Raw genomic sequence first — 1,635 nt, 5'->3', positions numbered from 1 at the left:
CATCAAGGACGGCACCTCGGTCAACGGCAATTCCATCATGGGGCTGATGATGCTGGGCGCCGGCCCGGGCAGCACCATCCTGGTCCAGGCCAGCGGCAAACAGGCCCGCGAAGCGCTGGAAGCCATTGTCGAGCTGGTGAACAACGGTTTTGACGAGGATAGCGACGGGGCGGTGGAGTAGAGCCTCATGTCCGAGGTCGTGGAACTGCATGATGCCGATCCCGCTTGGCCCGCCGCCTTCGAGCGCGAACGTAAGCTGATACTACCGTGCTTTGCCGAGCTGCCATTGCTGGTCGAGCATATGGGATCCACGTCAATTCCCGGCCTGCCCGCCAAACCGATCATCGACATCATCGTCCTCGTCGCCGATCTCGAAGTTGCGCGAGGGGTGATTCCGGCGCTGGAGGCGGCGGGGTTCGAATACCGGGCGGACTATGCTGACAAGACCAAGATATTCCTTATGAAACGGGCCGATAGCGACGGCAGCCGCACGCATCACCTGCACATTCACGAGCATGCAGACGAAGTGCGCCGGCATTTGCTGTTCCGCGATGCCCTGCGTGCCGATGACCACCTGCGGGATGCCTATCGTGATCTCAAGCAGGAGCTAGCTCTGCGCTATCGGGACGATCGTATTGCCTATTCACGCCACAAGACGGCCTTCATCGACAGGCTGGTGCTTGGCATGGGCGGGCCCGCCCGGCGCGTCGCTTGGGACCCATAAGGGAGATTGCGGAACGCTCTTGCCTCTCCCACATTGACACCCGGGAAGCTGGAGGAAGCGTATGCGGCGGATTGTTGCCGGCATTGGTGGGCTGGGCCTCGCCGTCGTCCTGAGCCAGTTTCCTGAATATGCCCAGCAGTATACCCACGCCTGGGCGGGGCGGTTGATGAGTTGCGCGTCATTACCGAGGATTTCGACCGGGCGGCGCTGGCCGGTGGGCTGGATCGCGCCGCGGCTTTGGGGCGCTTCGAGGCCTCCAACGACGATTTCCTCGCCGGACGCGGCAGCTCGATGACGGCGACCTTCCAGCGCTACGACAATCTGAGCGCCACGCTTGCCCGCATCGAGGGCGCCAATGCGGTGGAACGGCTGCAGTCGCTACCGGCCTATCTCGACACCGATATCGGCCAGCGTACGCTGGAGAACTACCGGCCGGCCGTGCCCGTCACCATGGAGGGTATCCTCTATGCCGGCGGCGGTTTCATCCTGGGCTATCTGGTGCTGTCGGGCCTGTGGCGTTTCGTCAGCATGCCGTTCAAGCGCCGGCGCTACGCCGCCTATCGGTAATCGGATATAAACATTTCTTTATGTCTCCGGTTGATCCGGATCGCGCCCTTGCGTATAGCAAAGGCAACGACCTTATTCCGCCCCGGAGCTCATTCATGACCACCCAATCGACCGACTACGCGGTCAAGGACATTTCCCTTGCCGGCTTCGGCCGCAAGGAACTCGACATCGCCGAGATCGAAATGCCCGGCCTGATGGCCATTCGCGAGGAATTCGCCGCCGCCCAGCCGCTCAAGGGCGCCCGCGTCGCCGGCTCGCTGCACATGACCATCCAGACCGCCGTGCTGATCGAGACGCTGGTCGCGCTCGGCGCCGAAGTGCGCTGGGTTTCGTGCAACATCTTC

Annotated in this window: 4 protein-coding genes; all 4 read left to right on the top strand. The window is 62.8% G+C overall.

Annotated features, from left to right (window positions below; translation table 11 throughout):
• Positions 1-181 (top strand): HPr family phosphocarrier protein (locus V6M52_RS15045; RefSeq protein ID WP_332701605.1); only part of this gene is annotated, 181 nt, incomplete at its 5' end.
• Positions 182-187: 6 nt separating this feature from the next.
• Positions 188-724 (top strand): GrpB family protein, encoded by a 537-nt coding sequence (locus V6M52_RS15040; protein ID WP_332701604.1) that lies wholly within the window; start codon positions 188-190, stop codon positions 722-724.
• A gap of 126 nt (positions 725-850) precedes the next feature.
• Complete coding sequence (locus V6M52_RS15035; protein ID WP_332701606.1) at positions 851-1,291, top strand: DUF2937 family protein; 441 nt, start codon at positions 851-853, stop codon at positions 1,289-1,291.
• Positions 1,292-1,386: 95 nt separating this feature from the next.
• Positions 1,387-1,635 (top strand): adenosylhomocysteinase (locus tag V6M52_RS15030; RefSeq protein ID WP_332701603.1); only part of this gene is annotated, 249 nt, incomplete at its 3' end.

The organism is Devosia sp. (assembly GCF_036676215.1).
Taxonomy (GTDB): Bacteria; Pseudomonadota; Alphaproteobacteria; order Rhizobiales; family Devosiaceae; genus Devosia.
This window is presented reverse-complemented; position numbering and strand designations above follow the sequence as displayed.